The organism is Alistipes sp. DJF_B185 (assembly GCF_964250025.1).
GTDB classification, from domain to species: Bacteria; Bacteroidota; Bacteroidia; order Bacteroidales; family Rikenellaceae; genus Alistipes; species Alistipes finegoldii.
Map to the genome: position 1 here is coordinate 77,293 of NZ_CAXUDY010000001.1, position 24,930 is coordinate 102,222.

General features: G+C 58.8%; 23 protein-coding genes and 1 tRNA gene. 8 read left to right on the forward strand and 16 right to left on the reverse strand.

Annotation, left to right across the window (positions count from 1 at the left end; translation table 11 throughout):
- Window positions 1–133: 133 nt before the first annotated feature.
- Window positions 134–559, reverse strand: a complete 426-nt coding sequence (locus ACESTR_RS00305) for a hypothetical protein (RefSeq protein WP_279183088.1) — start codon at window positions 557–559, stop codon at window positions 134–136.
- A gap of 743 nt (window positions 560–1,302) precedes the next feature.
- Window positions 1,303–2,376, reverse strand: a complete 1,074-nt coding sequence (locus ACESTR_RS00310; protein WP_195291342.1) for a linear amide C-N hydrolase — start codon at window positions 2,374–2,376, stop codon at window positions 1,303–1,305.
- A gap of 134 nt (window positions 2,377–2,510) precedes the next feature.
- Here ACESTR_RS00310 and ACESTR_RS00315 point away from each other — a divergent pair, with 134 nt between their 5' ends.
- A complete protein-coding gene (locus tag ACESTR_RS00315; protein ID WP_022043826.1) occupies window positions 2,511–2,756 on the forward strand; it encodes a hypothetical protein in 246 nt (81 codons plus the stop codon).
- 125 nt (window positions 2,757–2,881) lie between these two features.
- Here the strand turns inward: ACESTR_RS00315 and ACESTR_RS00320 are convergent, their stop codons facing one another.
- Entirely contained in the window at window positions 2,882–4,510 is a 1,629-nt protein-coding gene (locus tag ACESTR_RS00320; RefSeq protein WP_302266936.1) for a SusD/RagB family nutrient-binding outer membrane lipoprotein, read from the reverse strand.
- A 2-nt stretch (window positions 4,511–4,512) separates the two neighbouring features.
- Complete coding sequence (locus ACESTR_RS00325; protein ID WP_227042641.1) at window positions 4,513–7,629, reverse strand: SusC/RagA family TonB-linked outer membrane protein; 3,117 nt, start codon at window positions 7,627–7,629, stop codon at window positions 4,513–4,515.
- A 219-nt stretch (window positions 7,630–7,848) separates the two neighbouring features.
- Between ACESTR_RS00325 and ACESTR_RS00330 the strand changes: the two genes are divergently transcribed.
- Both ACESTR_RS00330 and ACESTR_RS00335 read left to right on the forward strand, forming a co-directional pair.
- A complete protein-coding gene (locus ACESTR_RS00330; protein WP_227042642.1) occupies window positions 7,849–8,973 on the forward strand; it encodes an MBL fold metallo-hydrolase in 1,125 nt (374 codons plus the stop codon).
- Between the two features lie 332 nt (window positions 8,974–9,305).
- Window positions 9,306–9,890, forward strand: a complete 585-nt coding sequence (locus ACESTR_RS00335) for an HdeD family acid-resistance protein (RefSeq protein WP_009597194.1) — start codon at window positions 9,306–9,308, stop codon at window positions 9,888–9,890.
- A 277-nt stretch (window positions 9,891–10,167) separates the two neighbouring features.
- On the opposite strand, the gene ACESTR_RS00340 is transcribed toward ACESTR_RS00335, so the two are convergent.
- The 8 genes from ACESTR_RS00340 to ACESTR_RS00375 all read right to left on the reverse strand — a co-directional run bounded on the left by ACESTR_RS00340 (window position 10,168) and on the right by ACESTR_RS00375 (window position 17,778).
- Window positions 10,168–10,542, reverse strand: a complete 375-nt coding sequence (locus tag ACESTR_RS00340; RefSeq protein WP_009597188.1) for a DUF488 domain-containing protein — start codon at window positions 10,540–10,542, stop codon at window positions 10,168–10,170.
- The gene (locus ACESTR_RS00345) at window positions 10,539–10,940 is read right to left on the reverse strand and encodes a VOC family protein (RefSeq protein WP_288298933.1); all 402 of its coding nucleotides are present in this window, start codon (window positions 10,938–10,940) and stop codon (window positions 10,539–10,541) included. Before ACESTR_RS00345 ends, ACESTR_RS00340 begins: the two co-directional genes overlap by 4 nt.
- 93 nt (window positions 10,941–11,033) lie before the next feature.
- On the reverse strand, window positions 11,034–11,183 hold the full coding sequence (locus tag ACESTR_RS00350; RefSeq protein WP_022043830.1) for a hypothetical protein: 150 nt from the start codon (window positions 11,181–11,183) through the stop codon (window positions 11,034–11,036).
- A 64-nt stretch (window positions 11,184–11,247) separates the two neighbouring features.
- The gene (locus tag ACESTR_RS00355; protein ID WP_009597243.1) at window positions 11,248–11,832 is read right to left on the reverse strand and encodes an RNA polymerase sigma factor; all 585 of its coding nucleotides are present in this window, start codon (window positions 11,830–11,832) and stop codon (window positions 11,248–11,250) included.
- Window positions 11,833–12,171: 339 nt separating this feature from the next.
- Window positions 12,172–13,089, reverse strand: coding sequence for a cation diffusion facilitator family transporter (locus ACESTR_RS00360; RefSeq protein ID WP_014775528.1), 918 nt, complete (start codon window positions 13,087–13,089; stop codon window positions 12,172–12,174).
- Between the two features lie 202 nt (window positions 13,090–13,291).
- A complete protein-coding gene (gene proS / locus ACESTR_RS00365) occupies window positions 13,292–14,776 on the reverse strand; it encodes a proline--tRNA ligase (RefSeq protein ID WP_009597231.1) in 1,485 nt (494 codons plus the stop codon).
- 96 nt (window positions 14,777–14,872) lie between these two features.
- On the reverse strand, window positions 14,873–16,600 hold the full coding sequence (locus ACESTR_RS00370) for an OmpP1/FadL family transporter (RefSeq protein ID WP_009597202.1): 1,728 nt from the start codon (window positions 16,598–16,600) through the stop codon (window positions 14,873–14,875).
- Window positions 16,601–16,620: 20 nt separating this feature from the next.
- Entirely contained in the window at window positions 16,621–17,778 is a 1,158-nt protein-coding gene (locus ACESTR_RS00375) for a hypothetical protein (protein ID WP_042493471.1), read from the reverse strand.
- Between the two features lie 273 nt (window positions 17,779–18,051).
- On the opposite strand from ACESTR_RS00375, the gene ACESTR_RS00380 reads away from it, so the two are divergent.
- Window positions 18,052–18,138: transfer RNA gene (locus ACESTR_RS00380), tRNA-Ser, on the forward strand.
- Window positions 18,139–18,476: 338 nt separating this feature from the next.
- Here ACESTR_RS00380 and ACESTR_RS00385 read toward each other — a convergent pair.
- Window positions 18,477–18,695 carry a hypothetical protein gene (locus ACESTR_RS00385; RefSeq protein WP_373178663.1) on the reverse strand — a complete coding sequence of 73 codons (219 nt, stop codon included), beginning with the start codon at window positions 18,693–18,695 and terminating at the stop codon, window positions 18,477–18,479.
- A gap of 171 nt (window positions 18,696–18,866) precedes the next feature.
- Here ACESTR_RS00385 and ACESTR_RS00390 point away from each other — a divergent pair, with 171 nt between their 5' ends.
- The 4 genes from ACESTR_RS00390 (at window position 18,867) to ACESTR_RS00405 (ending at window position 22,597) form a co-directional block, all read left to right on the forward strand.
- Window positions 18,867–19,970, forward strand: coding sequence for a mechanosensitive ion channel family protein (locus tag ACESTR_RS00390; RefSeq protein ID WP_022044133.1), 1,104 nt, complete (start codon window positions 18,867–18,869; stop codon window positions 19,968–19,970).
- Between the two features lie 10 nt (window positions 19,971–19,980).
- Window positions 19,981–21,948 (forward strand): type I pullulanase, encoded by a 1,968-nt coding sequence (gene pulA / locus ACESTR_RS00395; RefSeq protein ID WP_022044134.1) that lies wholly within the window; start codon window positions 19,981–19,983, stop codon window positions 21,946–21,948.
- Between the two features lie 71 nt (window positions 21,949–22,019).
- Window positions 22,020–22,280 carry a GlsB/YeaQ/YmgE family stress response membrane protein gene (locus tag ACESTR_RS00400; protein ID WP_014775522.1) on the forward strand — a complete coding sequence of 87 codons (261 nt, stop codon included), beginning with the start codon at window positions 22,020–22,022 and terminating at the stop codon, window positions 22,278–22,280.
- Between the two features lie 2 nt (window positions 22,281–22,282).
- A complete protein-coding gene (locus tag ACESTR_RS00405) occupies window positions 22,283–22,597 on the forward strand; it encodes a hypothetical protein (RefSeq protein WP_178848675.1) in 315 nt (104 codons plus the stop codon).
- Window positions 22,598–22,661: 64 nt separating this feature from the next.
- Here the strand turns inward: ACESTR_RS00405 and ACESTR_RS00410 are convergent, their stop codons facing one another.
- The 3 genes from ACESTR_RS00410 to ACESTR_RS00420 form a co-directional block, all read right to left on the reverse strand.
- The gene (locus ACESTR_RS00410; RefSeq protein WP_195291325.1) at window positions 22,662–23,348 is read right to left on the reverse strand and encodes an SOS response-associated peptidase; all 687 of its coding nucleotides are present in this window, start codon (window positions 23,346–23,348) and stop codon (window positions 22,662–22,664) included.
- Window positions 23,349–23,450: 102 nt separating this feature from the next.
- On the reverse strand, window positions 23,451–23,885 hold the full coding sequence (locus ACESTR_RS00415) for a PepSY-like domain-containing protein (RefSeq protein WP_195291324.1): 435 nt from the start codon (window positions 23,883–23,885) through the stop codon (window positions 23,451–23,453).
- A 180-nt stretch (window positions 23,886–24,065) separates the two neighbouring features.
- Window positions 24,066–24,920 carry a VIT1/CCC1 transporter family protein gene (locus ACESTR_RS00420; RefSeq protein WP_130063030.1) on the reverse strand — a complete coding sequence of 285 codons (855 nt, stop codon included), beginning with the start codon at window positions 24,918–24,920 and terminating at the stop codon, window positions 24,066–24,068.
- Between the last annotated feature and the right edge of the window lie 10 nt (window positions 24,921–24,930).

Below are 24,930 nucleotides of genomic sequence, written 5' to 3' on the forward strand. Positions count from 1 at the left end.
GGAAAACCGACTGTATATCATCATTTTGCAAAAACTTCGGCCGATTCCCCGAACCGAAAACGAAAAGACCGCACGAAAATACCGGGGCTGCCCGAATTGTTCGGACAGCCCCTCTCTTCATTCATAAGTTGCGTCACTTCATCCCGACGGATGATCTTTCTTCCAGATAAAGCGTCATATACGTCAGTAACTTGTCGGCGTCTATGCAGCAGCCCGGCTCCCGTCGCCGGATACAGCGAAAAGCCTTGTCGATCGAATCCCAGAGCATCAGGCTGAATCGATTCGCCTCGGCGGGAACCATGTACTTGGTCTGTACTGTCGGAAGCCACAGCGAAAACTCGACGCTGGCCGACTGCGGAAACAGTTCCAGCAGCTCGTCCGGTTCATGACGGTAGTCGAGAAACGTGTTCTCGCACATCCCGAATTTGGGCCGGATGACCGTTTCATAGATTTTCGCGTGGGTTCTGCGATGATCGTATCGGTCGAAAAACCACTGATCGATCTTTTTGACGCTTACGACACGATAGTAACGATAGGGACTCTCGTTATCCTTTTTCATAACCGCTAAAGTTTTAAGCAGGACGACATTATCCTTATCCTATTTTACGCATTTCGGCATACGTGAGATTCACCCTATAATCCCGAAATTCGGAGCGTTTCGCCAGTCGGCAATAACGGCAACCGACGGCAAGGGGCCGCCACATCGCAAAATGCCGATAATCCCCCGTATCCGATTCGAGCACGACATTCCTCTTCCGCAAGACGATCACGCTCCATAGCGAGGAGCGGCCCTGACACCGAGAATTCGTCTCAGGAAAAAGATAGACATCCCCGCAGTTCAGTATTTCGCAAGGTCGTACAGACATGGTCGGAAAGCCGTTTTTTTCGTTTGCGCGGCAAAGGTCCGGAATCCGGGGAAGCTTTCCAAGCCGATATGGAACGCTTCCACACCAATATTCGGGACGGGCATGAAAAAGCAGTCCGATTTTGCCGCGGGCAGCCTTTTGTCTTCGGATGCAAAGGGAGAGAATATATGGGTCCGGCGGATACGATAGCCGCCGGCCGGGAACCACCCCCAGCGGCCAACCGGTCGTCAGGGAATCCCTGCCGGCCGATTGCAAAAGGGAAACCTATCCGGACGCAACGGTCCGACCGGTGAACCATGCGCCATATCGGCACGGAGCGCGACGCACTGCTGCGCCAGAAACAGCTCACGGGACAAGCCGGCTTTTTCGCCGACGAGGAGTTCAGCCCCGGCGACGCCGACGAAGAAGCGGCCGAAAACGGACCGCAACCGCCGTCTTACTCCGGAACAGCGATCCGTTCCACGGGCTGTTCCCGTTTCGGGTCCAGCGGATGGGACTGATAGGCCGTTTTCCCGAAGTCGATCCCCGCGAGGTCGATACAGCGGATCGTATTGTTGTAGGCGGTCTTGTAATAGACCCGGCGGTTGGTCAGGTCGATGGCCGAGGTCCACTGCGTGGCGCTCGGAATGTCCGGACACTCGCCTTCGGGATGTTCGATGCCGATGGGAATGTCGAAATTGTTGAGCAGGTGGAAGCATTGCTGTACGGTCTCGAACCCGGTGGCGCGCTGCGGAGCCGTGGCGCGGTAGAAGGCGGCCCTCACGAAGCGCGATGGCGGCGTGGCGTCGCCCGGAAGGCCGAGGAACCCCGAATTGCCGCCCGTAGGCCGCAGCGTTACGCCGTCCAGCCGGCGGACGGGGGCGTCGCCCGGATAGAGGTTCACGTAATTGTTCAGGTTGGTGAGCTGCCACTCGAAACCGGGGGCGTTGGTGAGCACACCGACCTCATTTTCGTAAAAATGCGGCACTCCGCCGACGATTTCCAACACGACCTGCCGTCCGGACGGTTCTCCGATGCGCCAGTGTACGACCGACGTCTTTTCCAACGCAACGATGCGCACGCCTCCGACGGCGGCTTTGACCTCATCGACGGTCGAAAATTGTGTCAGCACCCATGCCACGAATTGCAGATCGGCGAGCGTGCGGTCGTTCTGCGCCGGTTCGTAGGGTTCATACCCTCCGTATTGCGGAAAGAAGAAGAGTCCGGCCGACAGCCCCGCTTCGTTGATCCCCTCGGCGATGAACTCCTTCTGCACCACGGACAGCCCCACGACGCCGTATTTGGCCGTGAAGGTCATGCCGTCGGCTCCCAAGGGTGTGAAGGAGCGGAGCCGCTGACCGCGCGGGATGACGACGTATTCGCTCTGCAAAACGCCGCGGGCCCACTCGATGGTGCGCGACTGCACATAACTGCCGTCAGCAGCCGTGAGCGCGATGCCCGTGCAGGCGACCGCCTGAAAGGAACCGCCGCAGACAGCGGCCATACCCAGCAACAAATTCCTTGTTTTCATAATCGTCCGGTTTACGGTGAATACCTTTGCACCCGCCCCAAATTCCGTGCAAATTCCCGTCGGAGACGATATCCCGCAGCGGGCCGCCCTATGGTATGACCTTTGCACGCGGAACAAAAAAAAGAATTCGAATTATGAAACGACCTGCATACGACAAGGAAGCTCTGCGGGAAAACAAGGGCGGAATGCAAGTGGGACAGCCTTCCGCCGATCCGCAGCAGACTCAGGAAACCACGCGCACCCAGATCACGCCGGACGACATTTCCGACGACGGCCCCATCGCCCCCGCATCCGCAAACGGAACTCCCTCCCGGCAGCAGATCGAACAGGACGTCGTGGCGGTCAACCCCTCGGTAGACAGCATGGAGAGCCGGGGCTAAACCCAGAAGCCGGGCAACGCCGCAGGGCATCACCGCACACGAACAATCGGCCGGACGTCGCCGGACACAACAAAAAAACACACCGCAAAAGCGGTGTGTTTCAGTTTCCGGCCGACGGACAAGTCTCAGAAATTGCGCCCCGTGTCCCACCACAGGCGGGTGCCGCCGTGATCGGGACCTCCAAGCTCTTTCAGAAGCATTTCGTATTGTTCGGGGTCCGAGGTTTCGAGCGTCGCGGGATAGGGCAGGCGGCGGATCATCGTCTCGGTGTCGATGCTCTGGCCCTTGCTATGGTTGAAGCGCACCGGAAACAGACGCGGATAACCCGTCCGCCGCTGCTCGGCCCAAGCTTCGCAGCCTTCGGGATACATGGCGATCCACTTCTGGGTAATGATCCGTTCGAGTCCGATCTCGGCGGCCGCCAACTCGTCCCAGCGGGGCGACACGCGGCACCGGGCCGCAATATCGTTCTCCGGGGCGATCGGGTCGCGGTAATCGGCCGCGGAAGCGTTGCTTTCCAGATACTGCTCCGCACCCGACACCTGCCATTGGGCGAACGACATGGAGACGCCGGCGCGGTAGCACGTTCCGGCGTCTTCATCGGTCCATCCCCGCAGGGCGGCTTCGGCGCGCAGGAACCACACTTCGGCCGCAGACATCAGCACGACTTCGGTCGTCGGCTCGACGGTAAGCCGCGAAAAGGCGGCGTAATAGTTATGCGAAAAGGCGGTTCCCTGACGGACGCCGTGATATTGTCCTTTCAACGTAACGGAAACGGATTCCCCGCCGTCATTCGCAATAACGAGATCCTCGGCGCAGGGTTCGAAAAACTTCGCGATACGCGGATCGCCGAACCCGGTCAGCACGGACTCCATCGAGGCGTTCATGACGGCTTCGTTCCAGCTCCGGTTGATCGCGCCGAGCGGATTCGAGTAGATTCCCGAAGTCTCGACCGCCGCATTGTTCGTATTGACCTCGATCACCCCGTACGGGTCAGCGGCCGCCTTCCGGAACTCCGCGCGGGCCTTCTCCGGCGCGACTGACGCAAGACGCACGGCCAGACGCATGCGCAGGGAGTTGGCGAAGCGGAGCCATGCGGCATAGCTGCCGTCGAGCAGCAGGTCGAATTTCGCAAATTCGCCGGCCGTCGGACGCTCCGCGACATAATCCGACAAGATTTCCGAAGCTTGATCCAGATCGTCGAAGAAGCGCATGTAGACCTCCCGTTGGCCGTCGGGCACGTACTCGGCGCCCTGCGCGCCGAAACGGGTATAAATCACCGGACCGTAATAGTCGGTCACCCGCTGCATGGCCAGCACCTTGAGTATCTTCGCAATGGCATAGAAGGGCGGCATCAGCTCAGCGGCGGTCTGCTCCAGCCGGTAGATTTCGGGCATCACATAGGAGTAGGTGAACTGCCACATGGCGCTGTTCCAGCCGTCCTGCAGGTTATAGTCGGAGTTGTGGCTCCCGCCCTGCAGGGGTTTCGGGTCGTGCATGTAGCCCGAAAACATGTCCGCATTGAGATTCTGCGTGAGCTGGAAAGGCCAGTTCTTGCCCTTGCCGAAATCGTAATTGAAATAGACCCCCTGCTGGATAATGCCCAGACGGTATCCCAAGCCGTTGTTATCGGCTTCCAGCTCGCCGTCCGTAATGCCGGAGAGGTCGTCGTTTATGTCGCGGAAATTACCCGTGCACGCGCCGAGAAGCAGCGCACAAAGTCCCGCGAAAAGATATATATGCCGGCATTTCATGCTTAAAATTCCAGTTTGATGTTAAATCCCACGCTGCGCACGGTGGGCATGCCGTACACTTCGATTCCCTGATTGTCGTTGCCCGTCGAAAGGATGAGATCGGGATCGAACGGCGCGGCGTTGTAAATGAAGAAGAGGTTGCGCGCGACCAGCGACAGGGTGACGCCGCTCAGCACCCGCGTGCGGCGGACCAGCTTCTGCGGCAGCGCATAGGAGACAGCCAATTCGCGCAGCCGTATATTCGTGGCGTCGTACATGTAGTATTCCGTCACGCCGGCGCGTCCTCCGACCAGTTTGTAGAATCCCTTCACGTCGTCGATACGCCGCCCTTCGAGCGTCACGTAACCGCGGTCGCGGGCGTCGGCCGTTGCGGCCGAGACACCGTAGGAATCCATATCGGCCATGGTCTGCGACAGCAACCGGCCCCCGTAACGGCAGTCCAGCATCAGCGACAGCGACGCGCCCCTGTAAGAGAAGGTGTTGCTCCACGACAGCGCGAATACGGGATTCGCATTGCCCACCTTGACGGTATTGCCGTCGCCCGCGGTGCGGGGCAGACCGGCGTAATCGCCTTCGGTTTCGTAAACGATATTCCCGTCGGCGTCGCGCTCGAACGCCCGGCCGTAGATGTCGCCGATCGCCCCGCCCTCGACCAGTTTCATGGCGTAGGACGACGAGAAACTCGACGGACCGTAGGCATATTCGCGCAGTTCGTCGTGCAGTTTTATCACCCGGTTCCTGTTATGCGCGAAGTTCACGACCGACTGCCACGTCAGACCGCTGCCGTAAACCGGATAGGCGCTCAGCGACACCTCGACGCCCTCGTTCTCGATGTTGCCGGCATTTTCGTACCGGAAAGCATAGGCTTCGCCCGACAGGGCCGGCAGCTTGAAGAACTGGTTGTGGGTGTTGGTCTTGTAGTAAGTGGCGTTGATTCCCAGCCGGTCGCCGAAGAAACGCCATTCGAAACCCGCTTCGAGCGCATTGGTCATTTCGGGCTTGAGGTCGGTGCCCGGAGCAGCATCGGCGGCGTTGATGCCCCCGCCGGCCGTAATGTGGGCCTTCGGGTTGGTGATGAACATCGGAATGTCGTTGCCCACGCGGCTCCACGTCAGGCGCACCTTGGCGAACGACATCCATTCGGGCAGTTTGAACATCTTGCCGACGACCCACGACGCGCCGAACGAACAGTAGAAAAACCCGCTGCCCTCGTGCGAGGTGTAGGCCAGCGTCGAAGCCCAGTCGTTGCGCCCCGTGACTTCGAGGTTGAGACTCTCGGCGTATTTGACCGAAGCCGTGGCGAAGAGCGACTGTATCTGGCGGCGGGCGTCGATCTGCTCGTCGACGTAGGCCGAGCTGTTCATGACGATATTGGCCACGTTGAACACATTGGGGTAATAGAGCGACGCGGTCTTCGAATCGATGCGCAGCGAATTCACCGTGCGGTCGTTCAGGGAGGCGCCGACCGTAGCGCTGAACGTCCAGTCGGGCGTGAACCGCCTGTCAAAGAGGGCCAGCACCTCGCCGTTGAAAAGGGTCTCCGAATAACCGCTTTCGATGTAACGGCCGTTGTTCCCGGCCAGCGCCGGAGCCGTCGAGGCGTAGAACCTCTGGCGGACCTTGTCGTCGATATAGTCGACGTTGCCGCGGGCGCGGATGCGCAGCCAGCCGTTCACCTTCCAGTCGGCGGAGAGGGAGGCCATGACCCGGTTGCGCAGGCTCTTGCTGCGGATGCGGTTGGTGATCCAATAGGGATTCTGTTCGAAATCGTCGCTCGGAGCGATCCATTTCTGCACGCTGAGTTTGCGGTCCGGGTCATAGACCTCGAAATGCTCGCGGTAGGGAGTCATATCGACGCCGCGCGGAAAACGGTAAAGCCCGACCAGCGGGTTCATGTAGAATCCGCCCGGCACCGGTTTGTCCTTCACGACCTGACGCATGAAGCTGATGTTGCCGTCGAGCTTGATCCGGTCCCGGAACAGCCCGGTCGTCGCCCGCAGGTTGAAGTTATGCCGCATCAGGCGGTTCGAGCCCGTGATTCCGCGCTCGGCGGTATTGGCGTAGGAGAAGTAGGTCTGCATCTGCTCGGTGCCTGAAGAGACCGACAGCGAGTTCATCGCCGTAACGCCCGTCCGGAAAAAATCCCCGGCGTTGTCGTAAGCCTTCATCGCGGCGCGCGCACCCCAGCTTTCGACGCCGCCGCTCACCCCGTAACGGTTCTGGAAGTCCGGCAGGCGGAAAGGGCTTTGGAACGTAAGGTTCGAAGTGAAGGTCACGGGCTGCCGTTTCGCGGCGCTGCCCTTCTTGGTCGTGATCAAGATCACGCCGTTGGCGGCCTGACTGCCGTACAGCGCGGCCGCCGGGGCGCCCTTGAGGATCGAGACGCTCTCGATGTCCTCGGCATTGAGGTTCGAGATGCCGTCGCCGCCGTCGCGGTTGCCCGCATCGGCGACACCCCCGATGGCCGTATAGGCCTGCTCAGGCGAAGAGTTGAGAATCGGCATGCCGTCGACCACGTACAGCGGCTGATTGTCGCTGGCCACCGAGCGGACGCCGCGGATGCTGACCTTGGAGGAGGCGCCCGCACCCGAAGAGCTTTCGTTTACCTGCACGCCGGCCGACTTGCCCGCGAGCGAGAGAATCATGTTCGAAGACTTGACGTTCGTGAGCTGCGTTCCCTTGATCTTGTCGGCCGAATAGGTCAGGTCGGCATAGTTGCGTTCCAGTCCCAGAGCCGTCACGATCACGTCGGCGATAGCTTTCACGTCCTCCTCCAGCGTGATGTCCAACCCGGTGCGGTTTTCGGTCGGGACACTGCGGGGCACATAGCCCACGCACGAGACGTCGAGCACGGCGCCGGGAGCGACGCCGATGGAGAATTCGCCTCCGGAGAGGGTCGCCACACCGTTCGAAGTCCCGTGTTCCACGACGGTAACCCCGACAAGGGGCGTTCCCGCCTCATCGGTAACGCGGCCGCGGACCACGAACTTCCGTTGCGCGGACTGCGCCCGGACTTCGAATCCGGAGAGCAGGCACAAACAGAACGTCAAGACCAGAGTGCGGAATAAAATCCGGCAACCGGGTCCCGGTAATTTTTCAGAGTAAGACGTATAAGGCATCACATTGCAGAAACAATCCGTCACAAAAATATAAAACTTTGGCATTAAATCATAATAAATAGAACAAATCAGCCGAATCGTCGGTCAAAACAGCCCGGAACAACCTATCGGCGGCCGCTGCCGGAGACATTTCCGGAATAATGGTAGCCCGAACCGTAATCCGTATACACACCGTCTCGGAAGAAACGGTATATTTGCACCATACAAACCTGAAAAATCATGTCGGGCAAGCAAAAAAGAGGCAAAATGATAATACTGTCAAGCATCCTGCTCGCGGCGCTGGCCGCCGCATTCGTCATCGTCCGTCTGCCGAGCTTCGGGCGTCTGCCCCAAGGCGAACGGCTCGAACGCATCCGGCAGTCGCCGAACTACCGCGACGGCCGGTTCCGCAATCAAGAAGCCGGTCCGATGATGACGGGCGACAAGAGCCGTTTGCGCGGCATACTGGAATTTCTCTTCCGCAAGCGCGAGGGACTCCGTCCCCAAGATGCGGTACCGGCGATCCGCACCGACCTGCGGGCGCTCGATTCCAAAAGCAACCTGCTGGTCTGGTTCGGGCACTCGTCCTACCTGATTCAGGCCGAAGGACGCCGGACGCTCGTTGATCCGGTTTTCCGCAGCGCGGCGCCGCTCTCGCTGCTCAACCGTCCGTTCAAAGGCACCGACATCTACCGCCCCGAAGAGATGCCCGACATCGACTACCTCATCGTCACGCACGACCACTGGGATCATCTCGACTACCGCACGGTCCGCGAGCTGAAAGAGCGCATCGGCACGGTCATCTGTCCGCTGGGCGTGGGCGAGCACTTCGAGTACTGGGGCTTCGACCCGGCGAAGATCGTCGAGCTGGACTGGCACGAACAACAGACGCTCGGCGACGGATTCACCGTCCGCTGTCTCCCCTCGCGCCACTTCTCCGGCCGCGGGCGGTCGTCCAATCAGACGTTGTGGGGATCGTTCCTGCTGCAAACGCCCGCGCGGAAAATCTACATGGGCGGCGACGGCGGATACGGATGCCATTTCGCCGAGATCGGAGAAGAGTTTCCGGACATAGACCTCGCCGTTCTCGAAAACGGCCAGTACGACGAAGCGTGGAAATACATCCACACGATGCCCGACCAACTGGCCAAAGCCGCAAAAGAGCTGGGTGCAAGGCGGATCATGACCGTCCACCACTCGAAATACGCCCTTGCCAAGCACCGCTGGGACGAGCCGCTGGCGACCGAGGCGGCATTGGCCGCGGACACCGCGCAGCACCTCCTGCGGCCCGAAATCGGCGAGGTGGTTCCGCTGGAAACTCCGCAACCGGAGCGTGCGCAGGCCGACGATCCGACGGGATTATAGCGCATCGGACAGGGGCGCTCCGGCTTCAACGGGACTATCCCGGTTCCGGCCGGCTTATTCCGCCGGAAGCCCGCGACCCGCACCGAAGCAACCCGCACTGAAGCAACCTACGGCGAAGCAAAGCGCCCCGCGCCGAAACATCTTCGCCGAAGCGATCTCTGCGGAAACATCTGCGCCGAAACATCTGCGGCGGCAGTGAGGCGCCGACCTACGGCCACGGAAACCCGCATCCGACACCCGCGGAAAAAACGGCCTTTACCACGCATACTCAGGACCTGAGCGCTCCGGCTCTGGTATGCAATTTGCTCCGGAGGGAGGAAAATCCATATGCTATGAACAATTTTTCCTCACTGATCGAAAATTCGAAGCGGGCCGTACGTTACTGGTGGCTGCTCCTGATCATCGGCATCGCCCTGTTCGTCGTGGGCATTCTGATATTCGTCTACCCCACCCAGAGCTATCTGGGCATGTCGCTCGTCTTCGGCTGGCTGATGCTCTTTTCGGGCATTCTCGAAGTCGTGCTTTCGTCGGCCAACAAACACTTCATCACGGGCCGCGGCTGGATGCTGGCCGGGGGCATCATCGAAATCATCCTCGGCATCATCCTGATCTTCAACGTCGCGCTTTCGGCCGCCACGCTGCCGATTTTCCTCGGTTTCTGGCTCATGCTGCGCGGATTCAGCGCCATCGGTCTGGGCGGCGACATGAACGCCATGGAGATTCCCGGATCGGGCTGGACCGTTTTCAGCGGCATCCTGCTGGTGCTCTGCTCGTTGTGGATTCTGTTCCAGCCGCTGGTATTCGGTACCACGGCCGTCGTGATCTGGGTCGGCATTTCGCTGCTCTTCGCCGGCATCGCCGCCTGTTCGCTTTCGATCCAGCTGCGGCGGGCGCACCAATGTCTCGGCAACCGCTGATATTTCCGTACGCCGTCAAGTCTGCCTCACCGTACAAGCCCCTCGCACCGAGGGGCTTTTTTTGTTCTCCGCCGCCGCACCGGGAACTCTGCCGTCCCCAAACAGCGACTGCCACACAAAAAAAAGTTCACACGGGAAGCCCCTCTAAGGAGGGGCTTCCCTTTCCCACACCACGGCACACCAACCCCTCCCGGCGGCGAAACCGATGCAACCGGAAACGGCACAAGCCATAGGAACACAAGGCCGAACGGCGGGAGCGAACCGCGCATCACGCCGGTCAGGCGTGCGCGATCTCCGTCACGGCGTGTTCGAGAAATTCCTGCAGGACAAGCGCATGATTCTCAGCCGCATTTTTCGATGCGTACAGCAGCGTAACGGTCTCATTTCCGGCGATGCGGCGGACAAACTCCCGCACGGCCTGCGAGCCGCGCAGCTCTTCGAGATACCGGCGCCGGAACTCCGGCCAGCGGGTCTGCGGATCGGCGTGGTACCATGCGCGCAGTTCGGGGCTGGGCGTGATCTCCTTGGCCCACATGTCGTAATGCAGCGCATCCTTGCGCACGCCGCGCGGCCACAGTTTATCGACCAGCACGCGGCAGCCGTCGTCCGGAGCGGCGGGTTCGTAAACGCGTTTGATTCGTATGCGTGTCATAAGTTCGCTGCCAAAGGCGTAAAAAGTTCGATCAGATTTTCTTCGGGGTCTCTCAGATGCACGACCCGCATCCCCCAGCCGGGCATGTCGGTCGGCCGGTTGACAAACTCCACGCCCCTTGCAGAGAGCGTTTCGAAGGCTTCGTCCACATTGTCGACTTCAAACGATACCATCATCTTATCCCTGCAGCCGGCCGGCAGCTCCTTGTCTGCGTTCCCGGCGACCGGCGCCATGAGGTCGGACGTAAATATCGCCAACCCCTCGATGCCTTCGGCCTCCTTGAAACTGCCGTAACAGCCTTCGATATCGAAAGCCGCCTCCAAACCGAGTTTTTCGGTATAAAACCGGAAGCACTTTTCATAGTCCCTGACCAATAATCTCACATTGCTGAATTTCATAATCGTCCAATTAAAAAAAGAGATGCGCGAACGGGCCGTAGCCCCTAAAATGAAGGGCGCCTCCCGGCGCCCTTCCCCATCAAAAATTAACCCTTAAAAATTATCCCCATTCCGAAAAACTTCCGAGAGGTAGTGGTGAAGGTAGTAAAGATCCGCATCACCCTGAATCACCTCCCGATGCAGAAGTTCTTCTTCATCGGAGATGCCGTCGTCCGAAACTTCGTTTTTGTCAATATCCTCCATAGGCATCTTGTAATTTTGCTTTGTACTAACTAAACGCCGCGCCTTTGGAAATATTGTGTGCCGGTCAGCACAAAATCATATTTTTTTCCTTGATCATCCGCCGCAGGTTGATAAGCGCATAGCGCATCCGGCCCAACGCGGTGTTTATACTCACGTCGGTCTGCTCGGCGATATCCTTGAAACTGAGACCGGCGAAATAACGCATCATCACCACCTCGCGCTGCTCGGCAGGGAGCAGTTCGACCAGAGCGCGCACGTCGCGCTCGATCTGTTCGCTGACCATGGCGTCCTCCACGTTCCGCTCGGCGAAACGCAGCGATCCCAATACATCGTATCCGGCTTCGGCTTCGGTGACGGCCTTGTTCTGCCGCTGGGCGCGGAAATAGTCGATCACCTGATTGTGCGCGATGCGCAGCACCCACGAGAGAAACTTCCCGTTGTCCGTATAGCGGCCGTCGTCGATTACACGCACGGCTTTGATAAATGTCTCTTGGAAGATATCTTCTGCAACATCGCGGTCCTTCACCATCATATTGATGTAGTCGCGCACACGGCGGCTATGGCGTTCGATGAGCTTGGATATGGCACTTTGGTCACCTGAGAGGTAGTGATTAAGCAATACCTGGTCACTTAATACTTGCACGTTCATACTCTTGTCTCCTAAATGTAGTTAAGAGTAGACTTTTCCCGATAGGCAATCCTTTTTAAGTTGTGTATGTCGATAATTTCATCGTTCGGGCTTTCGGAAACCCGGAGCTCCGGAGCCTTATCGGCGGCAAGATAAACACTTTTTTCCGAAAATCCAAATTTCTTTCTACTCCGGCGGGAATGTCCCGGCCTGTTTATTCGGATTGCAGAAACAGCAAAATCCGTGCCGGGACAGCACCGAAAGGCATTTTATTCGGAATCAGCGGTCAAGGCGAAACGGTCGAAGAGGCGGGTGAACCGGCACGCCGTTTTTCGCGGGAATCCACCCCGCCACCCGGCATCACTCCGCACGGCACGCCGCCTTGAGCGGCTCGACATGAATGGCGATCATCGTGCCTTCGCCGAACCGGGCGCGCAGGCGGCGTTCGATGTCCTCGGTCAGCTCGTGCGAGCGGCAGACGCTCATCGCGCCGTCCACGCGCACATGCACCTCGACGGCGATCGATGCGCCGATACGGCGCGTGCGCAGGTTGTGCGGCTCCCGCACTTCGGGATTCGCCGCAACGACACGCAGGATTTCCTCTTCCACATCCTCCGGAAGCGAACGTTCCAGAAGTTCGTCGAGTCCGGTGCGAATCAGGTCGAACGCGATCTTGAAAATGAAAACCGCCACGACGAGCGCCGCGATCGGGTCGGCGATGCGCCACTTATCGCCCAGAAAATAGGCGCACCCGATGCCGGCCAGCGTTCCCAGCGACGAAAGGGCGTCGCTGCGGTGATGCCATGCGTTGGCGATCATGCTCGGACTCGACACCCGGCGGCCTTCGCGCACCGTATAGCGGTAAAGAATCTCCTTGACGACGATGGAGACCGCGGCGGCCAGCAGCGCCACGGTGCCGGGACGGGGCAGCAGCCCTCCGTCCACAACGACGCGGATGGCACCGATGCTGTTCACCAGAATCCCCGTACCTACGGCAGCCAGCGCAAGGCTGATGATGATCGTGGCGAGCGTCTCGTATTTGCCGTGGCCGTAGTCGTGTCCCTCGTCCTTGGGTTTGGCCGAAATCTTGGCAAAGGCGATCACCACCACGTCGGTCGCCATGTCGGAGAACGAGTGTACGGCGTCGGCGACCATGGCGCCGCTTCGGCCCAGAATACCCGCCGCGAGTTTGATCCCGGCGAGCAGGAGATTGACCGCGAAACCGATAAAGGTCACGCGGTATATTTTCTTTTTGCGGATTTCAGCCTCACCGGACATAACGTACGTTTTTACGACAATGAACAAAAATAGTGAAATTTACGGAAACACAAGACCGGCGATCGCTTTTCCGGCCGGCTTCCCCCATCCCTAAGCGCGCCCCGCACGGCCGGCACCACCCGACACAACGGGCCGAAAAATCCCCGGCGGATATTCGCCGGGGATATTCCATATGATCGCGCGGCATCGCGCACGCCGCAGACTAATAGCTGCGGGCGAACAGCACGCGGCGGTGCGACGGCTTGCCGGAGAAGACGCATACGCCCTCCTCGTCGGGCGCGTCGATCGGAATGCAGCGGATCGTGGCCTTCGTGGCCTCCTTGATCGCCACCTCGGTCTCGACCGTGCCGTCCCAGTGCGCGAGCAGGAAGCCGCCCTTGTCGTCGAGCACCTGCTTGAACTCCTCCCACGTATCGACCTTGGTAATCATCGACTCGCGGTAGTTGAGCGCCTTCCGGTAGATGTTCTCCTGAATTTCGGTCATCAGGCCCTCGATACGCTCCACGAGTCCCTCCTGCGAAACGGTCTGTTTTTCGAGCGTGTCGCGGCGGACGAGTTCGATCGTGCCGTTTTCCATGTCACGAGGTCCCATCGCCAGACGCACCGGAACGCCCTTGAGTTCGTATTCGGCGAACTTGAAGCCCGAACGCACGTTGTCGCGGTCGTCGATCTTCACGCTGATGCCTTTGGCCTTGAGCTGCGCGGCAATGGCCTCGAAGCGCGTGCGGATCTCGGCCAGCTGGTCGTCGCCCTTGTAGATGGGAATCATCACCACCTGAATCGGCGCCAGTTTCGGCGGCAGCACCAGACCGTTGTTGTCCGAATGCGCCATGATAAGCGCGCCCATCAGACGGGTCGAAACGCCCCACGAGGTAGCCCACACGTATTCGAGCTTGCCCTCCTTGTTGACGTACTGCACGTCGAACGCCTTGGCGAAATTCTGGCCGAGGAAGTGCGACGTGCCGCTCTGCAGCGCCTTGCCGTCCTGCATCAGCGCCTCGATCGTAAGCGTATCTTCAGCTCCGGCGAAACGCTCGTTGGGCGACTTGTGGCCCACCACCACCGGCAGCGACATCCACTCTTCGGCGAACCGTTGGTAGACATGAATCATCTTTTCGGCCTCCTCGACAGCCTCCTCGCGCGTGGCGTGCGCCGTGTGGCCCTCCTGCCACAGGAATTCGGCGGTGCGCAGGAACAGGCGCGTACGCATCTCCCAGCGCACGACGTTCGCCCACTGGTTGCACAAGATCGGCAGGTCGCGGTACGACTGAATCCAATTCTTATAGGTATTCCAGATGATCGTCTCCGAGGTCGGACGCACGATCAGCTCCTCTTCGAGCTTGGCGTCGGGATCGACGACAACGCCCTTGCCTTCGGGATCGTTCTTCAGACGGTAGTGCGTCACCACGGCGCACTCCTTGGCAAAGCCCTCGACGTGGTGGGCCTCTTTCGAGAAGAACGATTTGGGGATGAACAGCGGGAAATAGGCGTTCTGATGCCCCGTATCCTTAAACATCTTGTCCAGCGCATCGTGCATCTTCTCCCAGATGGCATAGCCATAGGGTTTGATGACCATACAACCGCGTACGGCCGAATTCTCGGCCAGCCCCGCCTTCACGACCAGATCGTTGTACCACTGCGAGTAGTTCTCGTCCGACTTGGTGAGGTCCTTGAGTTCCTTTGCCATATATCTTTATTTTTGATTTTGTTTCAGCCTGCAAATATAATAAAAAAACAAAGGTCCGTCACCGCGACGGACCTTTATATTGACGAAACGGCCGCATCAGAAACGGAAGCTGAGCGTCGCGGCCAGATAGTGACGCTTCAGAGAGGTGTCGTACAGACCGCTCCACGTCTCCATGTCGCCGCCGTTTTCGGGCCTGCTGAAGAAGAGCTGGTACTGCGTCTGCTTGTTGGTGACATACTGATAGGCCAGATCCAACGTCGTGTTGCGTCCGAGGTTCACGCCGGCGCCGGCCGAGAAATAGTAGCTCTCATAGGTCGTCGGCATGCTGGTATAGGCGTCGTTTACATAGAAATCCCGCTCCTTGAGCATCGAATCGGTATAACCGCCGCCCACGCGCAGGGCCAGAATCGGCAGCGGCTTGACCTCGACGCCCGCACGGATCGAGTTCGTGCCTTGGAAATTATGCTTGAACTCCGCCTTGTAGTCCTCTTCGGAGAAGTAGTTATACTGCGGAACGTTCTTCACGCGGATCCCGTTGTACCAGTCGCGCTCGTAATCGATCGACACGATGGCGAAGGTGCCGAACGTATACGAAGCGCCGAACATCAGGCGCGCCGGCGAGGTGAAATCCCAGCTGTTGCCGCCGCTGTTGTTGGCCCGTGGCGTGGCATTTCCCACCGTAGCCACCTTGTTGTCGGCATTATTCCTGATATCCGAAAAGATATCGGCCCGATAGGAATAGTCGAGCGAATAGTAGGTCGGCGTATGGAAAGCCACGCCGACACGCAGGCCGGTCAGGGGCCGTGCGGTGAAGCCCAACTTGAAATTCACGCCGCTGCCGTTCATCTCCATCTCCTGATAGAGATTCATCACGTCGAGCTGCTCGGCGAGCGCATTGCCGCTGCCGTCGTGTCCGATGCCGTCCGTATTGAAATAGCCGTATTCCTCCTGATAGGTCACGCCCAGTTTCTTATGTACGCTTTGAATGCCGATCGACGCGCCGAAGTAGAGGATATTGTTGATATTGCCGCCCATCGAAATCGTGAACTCGTTGATCGAACCCGAATTCACCACATCCATCGAATGCAGCACCGAAGCGTTGCGGCCGATACGCTCCACCGCCCAGATCGGGTCCTTCACCGTTCCATAGTTCCCCAGCATATAGGCGTCGTAGGCCAATATGGCCGGCCAGACATTGGGATTCCACGCATCGACGGGAACCGGTCCGTTCGGGCCTCCGCCCTCGGCCTCGCGGTCGGGCCTTACACCGAAATTATTCATCTGCTGCGAAAAGATATCGGCGATCGTCGGCATCAGTCGGTCGGGCCGGTCGGGATCGTAGCGCGATTCCGACGAAAACGAGTAGCGGCTGTTGAAATCCGCGATGCGGTTCATGCCGATACCGAGCGTCAGGCTGGTCAGGGAACTTCTCGAACTCTCGAAGACGTTCAGGGCGACGCCCACGTTGGCGAATGCGAACTGCGATTTGCTGTTTCCCTTCCACGAAGCCGTTCCCGCGGTCGACGCCTTCGCCATGGGCACGAGCGGCGTGAGCGAAATCTCGTTGCGGCGGTACATGCCCAGCCCCGCCGGGTTGAGCGACATCGACGACAAGTCGGCGCCCAGCGAGGTGAAAGCCCCGCCCATACCCATCACGCGGGCCGTGCCGAAAACGTGCGTCTGCGAAAGCTGCGCCAGATCGGTAGCCCACAACATGTCGTGGTTCAGCACCGAACCGCCGAATTCGAGACCCGTATTTTGCGCCTGCAAAGGCGCCGCAGCAACGAAGGCCGCGCACAATGCCACTATTTTCATGCTTTTCATAATTCTCTCCGTTTTAGTTGCTACCGACTGCCATAACCGCGTCCTCCGCCGCCCGAACTGCCACCGCGCGAGCCGCCGCCGCTGTAACCGCCGCCGGAACTGCCGCCCCGCGAACCGCCGCTGTTGAAGCTGCTGCCGCTGCCCGAACTGCCGCGGTCGTTGTAGCTGCTGCCGCGCGAACCGCTGTTGAAGTCATTCCGCGAGCCGCTGTTGAAATCGCCCCGCGAACCGCTGTTATAGCTGTTACCGCGGTTATTGTAACTGCTGCCCCGGTTGTTGTAACTGCTGCCGCGCGAGCCGCTGCTGAACGGACTGTCGCCGTTGCGGCTGCCGTAGCTGGTGCTGTAGGAGCCGTTGCGGCCGCCGCGCGAACCGCCGGCATAACCTCCGTTGCCGTACCGCGCCCCCGAAGTGCTTCGGCCGGGAGTGTAGCTCCTGCCGCGTCCGCCGGGATTGCCGTAATAGTCGCGGGGCCTGTATCCCGCATGGTGATGTCCATGCCAGCCGCCGCCCCATCCGGGCCCCCAACCGGGTCCCCAGTAGGGATGCCATCCGGGACCCCACCACGGATCATACCAAGTGAAGCCGAAGCCCCAGTTCCAGCCGCCCCATGCGTAGCTGGGATAGCCCCACCACGAGGGCGAGTAGTTCCAGCCGAAATACCAGCCGCCGTAAGGCGTGCCGCCCCATGTTCCGAACATCGAGGTTATGTATTTGGGTTCGACCCAGACCTCGTCGCCGGAAATGATGATGTTGTAGAAAGCCGGATCATACGCCGTGGCATAGGTGAACGAACTGCCGTAGCGGAAGTTGTAGTAACTCGACGGCATCCGGTAGGTCGGCGACTCGAATCCCCTCAGACGGCGCGCATAGGCACTCTCGTACGTATCGGCCAGAATATCGTTGTAAGGGTTCGAACTCGACTCGTCGTAATAACCGTTCTCCGCAGCCAAAGCCTGCGCTTCGGCGATCTTCGCCTCCCACTCGGCGCGGCGCGCCTCGGCCTCGGCCTTGCGGGCTTCGGCAGCGGCCTGCTGCTTGCGGGCGATGGCCGTTTTATCGTGCAGAGCATACAAATCGTCGTTGGCATACCCCGACGACGCATAGTAGCTCGACGAACAGCCGGCCAATCCTGCAGACAGGATAAGGGTTCCAATTAAAATATTCAACTTTTTCATAGCGCACATGGTGTTTGCGTTAGTTCTTTTCCAATAAACGAAAACCATACCGCTTTTAGTATCGTTTTCACCATATAAACGGCCGGAGCGCAGCAATACTGCACTTGTCCGCCTGATACAAAGATAGAAATTATTTGGCAAAAGCATCAAAACGAACCGCTATAGCCGCATTTTTTCCTGCGGACTGAATTTTTTTTCGCACGAAAATGCCGAGAAATAAAAAATATGTCTATATTTGCAGTCCCAAACGAAAGGTTTTTCGTCCGGGAGATTGGAGAGATGCCGGAGTGGTCGATCGGGCCGCACTCGAAATGCGGTGTACGGGCAACTGTACCGGGGGTTCGAATCCCTCTCTCTCCGCAGAAATACAACGAATAAAATAGCAAAACCCTGCAAATCACACATTTGCAGGGTTTTGTGTATTTAGTCCACAGGCATTAAAAAGCAATGTAACGCAGGTCGGCGGTGGCCTATTCGGTGTACCTGAAAACCGGCTGAAACAGTACACCGGATTCCGCGTCACTCCGAACGGAATTCCCTGAGCAGTCCGATCCTCTCGGACATATCCGCCTCTTTCATCCTGCGGATCAGTGCGACCAGCCGCATCGAATCGACCTCCAGTCCCATCGTACGGATATAAACCGCCTTGACGCCTTTCGACTCGTAGAGACGGTCGAACCGCCAGAACCAAGCCGGCCTTATGAGCTGCGGCTTGTAGTCAGGACGATATAGGGCCGGCGGTCGAACAGCGACCCTATGCCGTACAACAGGGCGAAGCCCGCCGTTATCACGAAACACCACCCCAGAACGACGTCGCGGACATAGTACAGAACAAGTCCGCCGGCGATGCCCGCAAGCAGCCCTGCGACGGTGATACACACCGCCTTCTTCCTCGATTTATGAATTATCATCCTCATCCTCAACCAGATTTTCATTCCGAAATCGTGCAAATTTGTCTCCAAAGGCATAAAAATTGAATCTCCGGATAAGAAAAAAACCTCGCGGCATGCGCCATTGTAAGAATCCGGATGGCAAAAGAGGAGACATAAATAACAAATTGAACAGATAATTTAAAAACCGATCGAAAAATGTTGGAATATGAAATTTGGGGAAATACGGTCCAGACATGGATCGTTTCCATACTCATCGTAATAGGGGCGTTCGTCGTCGTAAAACTGCTCTCCCTGCTGGGCAGAAAGGTCATAAAGCCGTTTATCGCCCGCACGAACAACCGGGTGGACGACATCATCTACTACTCTCTCGAAGCGCCCCTCAAATTCGCCGTGATGCTGCTGGGTATCTGGATCGCCATTCACCGGCTGGTCTATCCCGACCAGTTGGTGAAGTACGTAGACAACGCCTACCGCATACTGATCATACTGGACATAACGTGGGTCCTCGCACGTCTCTCCACGACCCTGCTCCAGCAGTACTGGGGACAAAGGTCGGACGGCCATGCGGTGAAAATGATGCCGGTGGTCAGGCGGACGATTCTGGTCCTGATCTGGATCATCGGTCTGGTAACGGCCCTGAGCAACGTGGGTGTCGACATCAATGCGTTGTGGGGTACGCTGGGCATCGGCGGCATCGCCTTCGCGCTGGCCGCGCAGGACACGGTGAAGAACATCTTCGGCGCATTCACCATCTTTACGGACAAGCCTTTCGGCATCGGCGACACGATCAACGTGAACGGGCTGGAGGGAACCGTGATCGACGTGGGCATGCGCAGCACGCGGATACTGGGTTACGACCGGCGCATCACGAGCTATCCGAACTACAAGATCACGGACGCCTCCATCGTCAACATCTCCTCGGAGCCGATGCGGCGGGCCATGGTGAAGCTGGGGCTGACCTACGACACGGGAGCCGAAAAGATGAAACAGGCACTGGAGATACTGCGGGCCATCCCCGCGAAGATCAAGGACGTTTCCGGAAATCCGTCGGACGTCACGGCCTACTTCTCGGACTACACAGACTCGGCGCTGGTCGTCACGTTCTACTACTACATCGAGAAGCAGGGCGACGTCCTGAAAACGACGTCGGACGTGAATCTGGAGATCCTCGACTCCTTCGCCAAAGCGGGACTCACATTCGCCTTCCCCACACGCACGCTGCTCGTGCATCAGGACGACGCGGAAAAAGCCGGCGGCGAACCGGCAGCCGCAGACGGTACGCAAATTCAGAACTCCTAAAAAACATCCCATGACGACTCAGAAAAACCATCCAGCGGCCGGACAGCCCGATTCGTTCGACCGATATCCCGGCTATTACGGGAGCGATCTGGAACTGACATACACCCCTCAGCGTTCCGTCTTTACGCTTTGGGCGCCCACGGCCGACAAGGTCCGGCTGAACCTCTACGCTTCGGGCGAAGGCGGGGAACCGGAGGAGCGGCTGGAGATGCGGCCCTCCGACGACGGAACATGGCGCGTCGCGGCGGAGCGCGATCTGAAAGGGACTTTCTACACCTTCCAGATCGAGAAAGAGGGGAAATGGCTGGACGAAACGCCCGGCATCTGGGCCAAGGCGGTCGGCGTAAACGGCGACCGGGCGGCCGTAATCGACCTGCGCGAGACCGATCCCGAAGGCTGGGAGGCGGACCGTGCGCCCGAACTGAAAATGTATTCCGACATCATTCTCTACGAACTGCACCACCGCGACTTCAGCGTCGCCCCCGATTCCGGGATCGAAAACAAAGGCAAATTCCTCGCCCTGACCGAAACCGGCACCAAGACACCCCAAGGGGAGGCGTCGGGACTGGACCACCTCAAAGAGCTGGGCGTAACGCACATACACATCCTGCCCTCCTTCGATTACGCGACCGTGGACGAAGCCAGACTGAACGACAAGACCTACAACTGGGGATACGACCCGAAAAACTACAACGTTCCGGAAGGCAGTTACTCCACCGATCCGGCCGACCCCGCGGCACGCATCCGGGAGTTCAAGCAAATGGTGCAAAGCCTGCACCGGAACGGCATGCGCATCGTTCTCGACGTGGTCTACAACCACACGGCCTCGGTGGAGCATTCGAATTTCAACCTTACCGTCCCCGGCTACTTTTACCGCCACAACGCCGACGGCTCCTATTCCGACGCCTCCGGCTGCGGCAACGAAACGGCTTCGGAGCGCGCGATGGTGCGGCACTACATCGTCGAGTCCGTCAAGTTCTGGGCGAAGGAGTACCATATCGACGGCTTCCGGTTCGACCTGATGGGCATACACGACATCGAGACGATGAACCGCATCCGGGAGGAGCTGTCGAAAATCGACCCGACCATCTTCATCTACGGCGAGGGGTGGCTTGCGGCCGACTCTCCCCTGCCGCCGGAAAAACGGGCCGTGCGGGACCACGTCGGACAGATGGAGGGCATCGCCGTTTTCTGCGACGACTTCCGCGACGCCGTGCGGGGCAGCACGTTCGACGAACACGCCTGCGGATACGCTTCCGGAAATATCGGCGGACACTACGAACCCGTGAAATTCGGGATCGTCGGCGCCACGCAGCATCCTCAGGTGGATTACAACGGACTGCTATACAGCTCCGTGCCCTACGCGGCCGCCCCGTCCCAAGCGGTCAACTTCGTCGCCAGCCACGACGGCTACACGGTCATCGACAAACTGCGGCTCTCCGTCACGGGCAACCGTGCCGAAGAGGAGCTGCTCCCGATCGACAAACTGATACACACCATCCTGCTCACGGCGCAGGGCGTTCCCTTCATCCGCGCCGGCGAGGAGATGATGCAGGACAAGCAGGGCGAACCGAACAGCTTCCGCTCGCCCGATGCCGTCAACCAAATCGACTGGGCGCTGAAAGCCGAACACCGCGGGCTGTTCGACTACATCCGGCAACTGATCGCCCTGCGCAAAGCGCATCCGGCGTTCCGCATCCCGACGGCCGAAGGGCTGCGGCAGTGGCTCCGGTTCCTCGACACGGGCGATTCGGGCGTGATCGCCTATACTTTGGGCGAACACGCCAACGGCGATGCGTGGAAAGAGATACTGGTGGCCTACAACGGCAATCGCCATCCGGCCGAATTCCGGATTCCCGAAGCGGAGCGGATCGTGGTCTGCCGCGACGGCCGGATCGATCCCGACAGCCGCGAGCGTCTCTCCGGAGAGGTCGTCCGCATGGCCCCCTCCTCGGCGCTTATCGCATATTGCGAATAATTTCCCGGAAGTTCATCCTCCGGGGTACAAATTTTGTATTACATTGACTGTCAACCAAAATTATAAAAATTATGTATTTCTTATGGTATTTACTCATCGGCTTGGCGGCCGGATGGATCGCCAGCCTGATTTTCAAGGGCAGCGGCTCCGGATTGCTGGTCAATCTGATCGTCGGTCTGATCGGCGGCATTCTGGGCGGCTGGCTCGTTTCTTTGTTCGGATGGGTTCCGACGGGCACATGGGGAACTTTCCTCTCGTCGATCATCGGCGCCATCGTCCTGCTGTGGATCGTATCGCTGTTCACACGGCACAAACCCGCTAAAACGATGTAATTATGGAAAAGTATTCGACTAAAGAGAACGAAACCTACCGGGAGCACGCCGAAAAAGCGGTTCACAAGGTAGAAGAACACGGCCAGCAGGCCAGACACAACCTGCAGGAAAACATGCAGAAGCTGAAAGATGACGCCGAAGAGGCGGCCATCGAAGCGAAGAACGAAGCCCGAACGGGCGTTCACAAGATGGCCGGCAAAATCGAAGAGGCCGGCACGAAAGTCAAGAACGCGACCAAAGAGGGCATGACCAAAGCCGCGCACAAGGTAAAAGAGACTGCGACGCAGGCGGCGAACCGGATCAAGGAGAAAGTATGACCCGGCAGCCGCGGCAAAAGAAAAGGGAAGTCCGAAGACTTCCCTTTTCTTTTGCCGCGCCCGTCTAAGCGGGTACGAGTATGCCCGGATCGGCAGCGACTTCGTGCATGAAGTCGCACCGCACGGGTTCGCTGTGCAGCTCCTGCTCCGGATAAGGCTTGAGCAGTGCGGCGATCTGCGCATCGGACAGCGCGGGACTGAGCCAGCGGCTCTCATCGTCGGAACGAAGGATGACGGGCATCCGGCCGTTGGCGTTGTTGACGTAGCGCATCAACGGATTGGCTTCGGTAGTGATTATCGAGAATGTCGTCGTCCACGCAGCGGTCGCGCGGCAGTACCAGCGATCGAAAATCCCGGCCAACGAGAAGAGAGGACGCTCCTTCAGGGTCACGTACAAGGGGATCTTACGATGCTGTTCATGGCGCCACCCGTAGAATCCGCTCACGGGAACCAGACACCGTCTCTGACGGATCGGAACCCGGAACGAGGCGTTTTCGAAAATGGTTTCCGCACGGGCGTTGACCGTCTGGTTGCGGACCGTCACGACATCCTCCGGTCTGCGCAGCCAATAGGGAATCAGCCCCCAGCGGGAATACCGGATCTGCTCGTCCCCGGTCAGGACCGGATAGGGGAGGTGCGAAAACGCGCAGGCACGCAAGGGCGGACGGAGATTACGGATCAGATCGGCCTTCCGGCCGAAATGCCGGGCAAGCTCCTCAGGCCCGGCAGCGAGGAAAATATGATAACACATGGCATGACAGAATTACAATTCGGGCCTGCACGGCCCGTTCGAGACATAAAAACGCAGGGAGCATGACGACGGTCGCCCCCTGCGCTTTTCATACGGCAAAAACTATTTCGTAGCTTTCGTAAAGTTGCCGTCCTTATCGAAATCGAGTACCGTCTTGTCCGCGAGGGCCACCTTGTAGCCGTCGGCGGTCGTCTCCATCATGACGATCCGCTGCCCCGCATAGTTGTTGCCCGCATAGGTCTTGATCTTGGCGGGAATCACCGACATGGGAACCGAACCGTTCTTCATGATGATCTGCGAGCAATCGCCGCTGCCGCCCTCGAAGGAGACTTGGTTGCCGCTGTTGAAGTAGACGGTGTACTTGTCCCACGACGCCTCGCGGTCCATCTCCACGGCCTTCACCTTTTCGCCGGGGAAGTTCTTCTGAATGAATTCCTGCGAATTCTTCGGCAGTTTACCGAAATCCACCTTCTGGGGAGCAGCGTTCACGGCAAAAGCAAATACCGCAGCTGCGACGAGTAAAAGAATTTTTTTCATAATATAAAGAATTTAAGTGATGAATGATACCGGAATACCTGCAAATGGTATTCCATTGAGGTTGAAATTGTCCGAAAAATATTTTTCATACTGAGAATCAGTTTTTTTCAGGGGACGCCCAAGCCGCCGGCATGTCCGGATCCGGCCTGCCGGACAGCACGAACGGACTGCGGGGCCGCCTCATACGTCCGCACCCGTAAACAGTTTGAGGATATAGCCGATCAGGAAGCTGATTCCGGCGATGCCGAAACTCAGCAGGGCCATTTCGAAAAAACGCCGTCTGAAACTCTCGCACCGGACCACGGCGTAATAGTAATTGAACAGGGCGATCACGGTAAGGGCCGCCAGAAGCATGACTCCCAGCGCGGCAAGCGCACTCGAAAAGAGCAGATAGGGAAGTATCAGTATGGCGACCGTCACCAGATAGGTGACCCCGGTGCAGACCGCAGCCCGAAGCGGATGCTTCTCCCGGCCCTTTTCCGACTTGGTCGCAAGGTACTCGGAAGCCGCCATCGAAAGGGCCGCGGCAATGCCCGTGATGCCGCCCGTAAGCGCCACGAGCCGCGGCTCGTTCAGCGCCAGCGTGAATCCGGCCAACGCGCCCGTGAACTCGACCAAAGCATCATTCAACCCCAGCACGACCGAACTTATGTAGCACAATCGCATCCCGCCGGCCAGCGTCGTCAGCTCCTCCCCGTGACGTCGCTCCTCCGAAGCTATCCGCACGAACTCCTCGCGTTCGGGATAGCGCGAATAGCTTGCCGCCGTGCCTTTCTCACACTGCTCCATCTGCCGGACCACGAAAGCCCGTCCCAGCACCCTGACCATGCCCACATACCACAAAACACGTTTGGGATCGGGAGTCACCGTACGGCCCGTACGGCTTCTGAGGACCTCGCAATGCCGTCTTTCGTCCTGCATGATACGCAGCAGCGTCCGTCGGCGGACCGGATCCTTTTCCAGTCCGGCCAGCCGGCGGTAAACTTCGCACAAGGTAGTCTCGTCCCGTTGCAGGGTCAAAAGGTTTTTTGTCATCGCAGTCCCG